This is a genomic window from Tumebacillus avium, from assembly GCF_002162355.1.
Lineage (GTDB): Bacteria > Bacillota > Bacilli > Tumebacillales > Tumebacillaceae > Tumebacillus_A > Tumebacillus_A avium.
The window spans coordinates 15,001-20,000 of the sequence record NZ_CP021434.1 but is presented as its reverse complement, the minus strand read 5'-3'; the positions used below and the strand labels follow the sequence as shown (position 1 = coordinate 20,000).

21 tRNA genes and 4 rRNA genes (1 of these 25 running past the window's edge) are annotated in these 5,000 nt (G+C 53.3%); all 25 read left to right on the top strand.

The annotated features are described in order from the left end of the window. Positions 1–19, top strand: a 5S ribosomal RNA gene (gene rrf / locus CBW65_RS00175) (it extends 98 nt beyond the left edge of the window). A 448-nt stretch (positions 20–467) separates the two neighbouring features. Further along, positions 468–560: transfer RNA gene (locus CBW65_RS00170), tRNA-Ser, on the top strand. 4 nt (positions 561–564) lie between these two features. Further along, positions 565–641, top strand: a tRNA-Met gene (locus tag CBW65_RS00165). Positions 642–660: 19 nt separating this feature from the next. Then, a tRNA-Gln gene (locus tag CBW65_RS00160) sits at positions 661–735 on the top strand. Positions 736–739: 4 nt separating this feature from the next. Further along, positions 740–816 (top strand) — tRNA-Leu (locus CBW65_RS00155). Positions 817–821: 5 nt separating this feature from the next. Next, positions 822–897 (top strand) — tRNA-Thr (locus CBW65_RS00150). Positions 898–904: 7 nt separating this feature from the next. Next, positions 905–981 (top strand) — tRNA-Glu (locus CBW65_RS00145). 3 nt (positions 982–984) lie between these two features. Then, a tRNA-Val gene (locus tag CBW65_RS00140) sits at positions 985–1,060 on the top strand. 22 nt (positions 1,061–1,082) lie between these two features. Continuing rightward, positions 1,083–1,158: transfer RNA gene (locus tag CBW65_RS00135), tRNA-Met, on the top strand. Positions 1,159–1,161: 3 nt separating this feature from the next. After that, positions 1,162–1,238 (top strand) — tRNA-Asp (locus CBW65_RS00130). Positions 1,239–1,260: 22 nt separating this feature from the next. Next, positions 1,261–1,336: transfer RNA gene (locus CBW65_RS00125), tRNA-Phe, on the top strand. Positions 1,337–1,446: 110 nt separating this feature from the next. Beyond that, positions 1,447–1,521: transfer RNA gene (locus CBW65_RS00120), tRNA-Gly, on the top strand. Positions 1,522–1,525: 4 nt separating this feature from the next. After that, a tRNA-Ile gene (locus CBW65_RS00115) sits at positions 1,526–1,602 on the top strand. A 2-nt stretch (positions 1,603–1,604) separates the two neighbouring features. Then, positions 1,605–1,721: ribosomal RNA gene (rrf, locus tag CBW65_RS00110) — 5S ribosomal RNA — on the top strand. Between the two features lie 222 nt (positions 1,722–1,943). After that, positions 1,944–2,019, top strand: a tRNA-Ala gene (locus tag CBW65_RS00105). Between the two features lie 3 nt (positions 2,020–2,022). Further along, positions 2,023–2,098 (top strand) — tRNA-Thr (locus tag CBW65_RS00100). 8 nt (positions 2,099–2,106) lie between these two features. Next, positions 2,107–2,183: transfer RNA gene (locus CBW65_RS00095), tRNA-Glu, on the top strand. Positions 2,184–2,191: 8 nt separating this feature from the next. Continuing rightward, a tRNA-Asp gene (locus tag CBW65_RS00090) sits at positions 2,192–2,268 on the top strand. Positions 2,269–2,345: 77 nt separating this feature from the next. Then, positions 2,346–2,420, top strand: a tRNA-Gly gene (locus CBW65_RS00085). Between the two features lie 7 nt (positions 2,421–2,427). Beyond that, a tRNA-Ile gene (locus CBW65_RS00080) sits at positions 2,428–2,504 on the top strand. Between the two features lie 2 nt (positions 2,505–2,506). Next, a 5S ribosomal RNA gene (rrf, locus tag CBW65_RS00075) occupies positions 2,507–2,623 on the top strand. Positions 2,624–2,862: 239 nt separating this feature from the next. Beyond that, positions 2,863–2,939: transfer RNA gene (locus CBW65_RS00070), tRNA-Pro, on the top strand. A 68-nt stretch (positions 2,940–3,007) separates the two neighbouring features. Then, a tRNA-Gly gene (locus CBW65_RS00065) sits at positions 3,008–3,082 on the top strand. A gap of 7 nt (positions 3,083–3,089) precedes the next feature. Continuing rightward, positions 3,090–3,166, top strand: a tRNA-Ile gene (locus tag CBW65_RS00060). An 88-nt stretch (positions 3,167–3,254) separates the two neighbouring features. Then, a 16S ribosomal RNA gene (locus CBW65_RS00055) occupies positions 3,255–4,801 on the top strand. Positions 4,802–5,000 lie beyond the last annotated feature (199 nt).

The window sequence follows — 5,000 nt, the reverse complement described above, 5'->3', positions numbered from 1 at the left end:
GAGTAGGACGTCGCTAGGCAGGAGCAAGGCCCGATCTTAGGATCGGGCCTTTTTGCGTTTGCAGAACGATTGACAAAATAGAGGAGTGCAGTTATATTGTTTTACACGATTGATAATTTGAAAGGGGGGGGTTCATGAACAAGAATCAGCAGCTTTTTGACCTGGATCTGCAAGTGCAGTCTTCTTCGACAGAGAATATGGGCTGGACGATCAGCGAATAGTGATTTACTCGCCAATGAGGGCAGGTGTGCCCTTTTTGGCTTACAGCGAACGATGAGATTTGGCGAAAAGGTGAGTAAATAGATAGTTATATGGACAAGGTTCCCCGAAATCGGTGATACGAGTGGTTTTTGACTGCTTTTGTCTGGTTGGCTTTGTTGATTCGGTATTGGGGATATGTTAAGATAAGTCCTGTCGCCGCGAGAGACGCGGTGATGAACGAAACGAAAGACAACGATAGATCATATGGAGAGATGTCCGAGTTTGGTCGAAGGAGCACGATTGGAAATCGTGTAGGCGCCTAAAACGTCTCGGGGGTTCGAATCCCCCTCTCTCCGCCACAATGGCGGTGTAGCTCAGCTGGCTAGAGCGACCGGTTCATACCCGGTAGGTCGGGGGTTCAAGTCCCTCCGCCGCTACCATTTTCAATCTTGTATTTGTTGGGGAGTCGCCAAGCGGTAAGGCAACGGACTTTGACTCCGTCATGCGAAGGTTCGATCCCTTCCTCCCCAGCCAGTACGCCAGAGTGATGGAATTGGCATACGTGCGCGACTCAAAATCGTGATTTTGTGGGTTCGAGTCCCACCTCTGGCACCACATACGCCTTTTTAGCTCAGTAGGTAGAGCGCATCCATGGTAAGGATGAGGTCATCGGTTCGATTCCGGTAAAAGGCACCATTTTCTTGGCTCGTTGGAGAAGCGGCTTAACTCACCGCCCTTTCAAGGCGGCATTCACGGGTTCGAATCCCGTACGAGTCACCAAGTGGAGGTTTAGCTCAGCTGGGAGAGCATCTGCCTTACAAGCAGAGGGTCGGCGGTTCGATCCCGTCAACCTCCACCATTTTTTAAAACTTAATCATTGTCGCGGGGTGGAGCAGTTGGCAGCTCGTCGGGCTCATAACCCGAAGGTCGCAGGTTCAAGTCCTGTCCCCGCAACCACATGGAGCTGTGGTGTAGTGGCCTAACATGCCCGCCTGTCACGCGGGAGACCGCGGGTTCGAATCCCGTCAGCTCCGCCACTTTAAAGATCAATTGTAACATGGCTCGGTAGCTCAGTCGGTAGAGCAGAGGACTGAAAATCCTCGTGTCGGCGGTTCGATTCCGTCCCGAGCCACCATTTTTCAGAGGAAGTCCAGCTAAGAATGCGACGTCCTGTCGCAACGCTGGAAGGTAGCCCCGCTAAGTGCGCGACGTCCTATCGCAACGCGGGACGCATACATCCTGTATGCGGAAGTGGCTCAGGGGTAGAGCATCGCCTTGCCAAGGCGAGGGTCGCGGGTTCGAATCCCGTCTTCCGCTCCATTAGGGGCCCATAGCTCAGTTGGCTAGAGCGCACGACTGATAATCGTGAGGTCGGAAGTTCGAATCTTCTTGGGCCCACCATATCTAGTGATAATGTCGCAGAGGTCACACCTGTTCCCATCCCGAACACAGAAGTTAAGCTCTGCAGAGCCGATGGTACTTGGACCGCAGGGTCCTGGGAGAGTAGGAAGTCGCTAGGCAAGAGAAAGACTCGATCCATACCGGATCGGGTCTTTTTTGTTTATTTCAATGCCTTCAGATAAGGTAGTGAATAAGAGAAAGAGATAGAATGATTGAGATAGAAGTATCTATTCCGAGTTAGTAGTCTGATTCTGCCGATTTTGGCCGAAAAGAGAGATTGAGAGTCATACAGGTACGTGTTAAGATAACTTCTGTCGCCGCGAGAGAGCGGTTGAAAACACGGGGGTATAGCTCAGTTGGTAGAGCACCTGCCTTGCAAGCAGGGGGTCAGCGGTTCGAATCCGCTTATCTCCACCAGTTGCCTTTTTAGCTCAGTAGGTAGAGCGCATCCATGGTAAGGATGAGGTCATCGGTTCGATTCCGGTAAAAGGCACCATCTATTTAGGCTCGTTGGAGAAGCGGCTTAACTCACCGCCCTTTCAAGGCGGCATTCACGGGTTCGAATCCCGTACGAGTCACCATTTATTTTGGAGCTGTGGTGTAGTGGCCTAACATGCCCGCCTGTCACGCGGGAGACCGCGGGTTCGAATCCCGTCAGCTCCGCCATTAACTTTAATATCTGTAAGGAAGCCCCGCTAAGTGCGCGACGTCCTGTCGCAACGCGGGACGCATACATCCTGTATGCGGAAGTGGCTCAGGGGTAGAGCATCGCCTTGCCAAGGCGAGGGTCGCGGGTTCGAATCCCGTCTTCCGCTCCATTTTTAAGGGCCCATAGCTCAGTTGGCTAGAGCGCACGACTGATAATCGTGAGGTCGGAAGTTCGAATCTTCTTGGGCCCACCATATCTAGTGGCAATGTCGCAGAGGTCACACCTGTTCCCATCCCGAACACAGAAGTTAAGCTCTGCAGAGCCGATGGTACTTGGACCGCAGGGTCCTGGGAGAGTAGGACGTCGCTAGGCAAAGAGAAAGACCCGATCCATACCGGATCGGGTCTTTTTTGTTGTATCTACTACCTTTTTGGGGATGCTAGATACGAAGCAATCAGCAGATTGAGAGAGGACGAGCGACTTGGCTCCTTGCTGTTGCTGATTTTTGCTGAAGTTTGTTTCAGGAAGTCGATTGTGATGCAGTTGAGGACATGGTAAGATAACTCCTGTCGCCGCGAGAGACACGCGACAACGAACGAAATAAACAACGTCGGAATGTAGCGCAGCTTGGTAGCGCGCACGCTTCGGGAGCGTGAGGTCCAGGGTTCGAATCCCTGCATTCCGACCATTTTTTAAAGGAAGCCCAGCTAAAAACGCGACGTCCTGTCGCAACGCTGGACGCCGTACATCCTGTACGCGGAAGTGGCTCAGGGGTAGAGCATCGCCTTGCCAAGGCGAGGGTCGCGGGTTCGAATCCCGTCTTCCGCTCCATTTTTAAGGGCCCATAGCTCAGTTGGCTAGAGCGCACGACTGATAATCGTGAGGTCGGAAGTTCGAATCTTCTTGGGCCCACCATTCGCTTTTCAGCGATACAGATTGATCCTTGAAAACTAAACGAGTGTTACAGAGATCTGATGCGAGTCAAGATACAAGCTTTCTAACTTTTATTGAGAGTTTGATCCTGGCTCAGGACGAACGCTGGCGGCGTGCCTAATACATGCAAGTCGAGCGGACTGATTCGGAGCTTGCTCCGAAGATGTTAGCGGCGGACGGGTGAGTAACACGTGGGCAACCTGCCCGACAGACCGGGATAACGCTTGGAAACGAGTGCTAATACCGGATAGGCTTCACCTTCGCATGAAGGAGAAGAGAAAGAAGCTTTCGCTTCACTGTCGGATGGGCCCGCGGCGCATTAGCTAGTTGGTGAGGTAACGGCTCACCAAGGCGACGATGCGTAGCCGACCTGAGAGGGTGACCGGCCACACTGGGACTGAGACACGGCCCAGACTCCTACGGGAGGCAGCAGTAGGGAATCTTCCACAATGGGCGCAAGCCTGATGGAGCAACGCCGCGTGAATGATGAAGGCCTTCGGGTTGTAAAATTCTGTCTTCTGTGAAGAACAAGTGTGAGAAGAGAATGCTCACACCCTGACGGTAACAGAGGAGGAAGCCCCGGCTAACTACGTGCCAGCAGCCGCGGTAATACGTAGGGGGCAAGCGTTGTCCGGAATCACTGGGCGTAAAGCGCGCGCAGGCGGCCATTTGCGTCCGGGGTGAAAGCCCAAGGCTCAACCTTGGGATTGCCTTGGATACGGGATGGCTTGAGGATCGGAGAGGCAAGGGGAATTCCACGTGTAGCGGTGAAATGCGTAGAGATGTGGAGGAACACCTGTGGCGAAGGCGCCTTGCTGGCCGATTTCTGACGCTGAGGCGCGAAAGCGTGGGGAGCAAACAGGATTAGATACCCTGGTAGTCCACGCCGTAAACGATGAGTGCTAGGTGTTGGGGGGTACCACCCTCAGTGCCGAAGCTAACGCATTAAGCACTCCGCCTGGGGAGTACGGTCGCAAGACTGAAACTCAAAGGAATTGACGGGGGCCCGCACAAGCAGTGGAGCATGTGGTTTAATTCGAAGCAACGCGAAGAACCTTACCAAGACTTGACATCTCGCTGACCGGTTTAGAGATAGACCTTCCCTTCGGGGCAGCGGTGACAGGTGGTGCATGGTTGTCGTCAGCTCGTGTCGTGAGATGTTGGGTTAAGTCCCGCAACGAGCGCAACCCCTAAATTGTGTTGCCATCATTTGGTTGGGCACTCACAATTGACTGCCGGTGACAAACCGGAGGAAGGCGGGGATGACGTCAAATCATCATGCCCCTTATGTCTTGGGCTACACACGTGCTACAATGGGCGGTACAAAGGGTTGCGATGCCGCGAGGCGGAGCCAATCCCAAAAAGCCGCTCACAGTTCGGATTGCAGGCTGCAACTCGCCTGCATGAAGCTGGAATTGCTAGTAATCGCGGATCAGCATGCCGCGGTGAATTCGTTCCCGGGCCTTGTACACACCGCCCGTCACACCATGGGAGTTGGCAACACCCGAAGCCGGTGAGGTAACCGCAAGGAGCCAGCCGTCTAAGGTGGGGTCGATGACTGGGGTGAAGTCGTAACAAGGTAGCCGTATCGGAAGGTGCGGCTGGATCACCTCCTTTCTATGGAGTACCGAGCCTAACGGCTCATACTCATGGCCTAACGGCCAGTTTTAAAACAACAACTTACTCGTATCAATCTCTGACAACAACTCGTTTAGTTTTGGAGGATCAAGTGGCCGTGAGGCCATGAACTCCAGAGTGTTCCTTGAAAACTGGATAGCGAATTTAGTGAGTCAAGATATGTTTGAAATGCAGCATT